Consider the following 209-nt stretch of genomic DNA (forward strand, 5'->3'; position numbering starts at 1 on the left):
GCAACCGGGTTCGTCCGGTGCCGATGCTGCTCGGACACGAGGCGGCCGGACGGATCGTCGAGGTCGGTTCGGCCGTCGACGACTTCCGGGTGGGGCAGCGGGTGGTCATGTCGTTCCTGCCGCGGTGCGAGGCGTGCGACAACTGCGCCGAGGACGGCCGGTTGCCCTGCACCGCCGGGTCCGCCGCCAACAACGCCGGCGAACTCCTG

The 209-nt window shown here is 72.2% G+C and carries 1 protein-coding gene; it reads left to right on the forward strand.

Annotation, left to right across the window (positions count from 1 at the left end; translation table 11 throughout):
* Window positions 1-209, forward strand: a 209-nt coding sequence (locus tag N801_RS19440; RefSeq protein WP_035941382.1) for an alcohol dehydrogenase catalytic domain-containing protein, incomplete at both ends; no start/stop codon positions are given.

The organism is Knoellia aerolata DSM 18566, from assembly GCF_000768695.1.
GTDB lineage: Bacteria > Actinomycetota > Actinomycetes > Actinomycetales > Dermatophilaceae > Knoellia > Knoellia aerolata.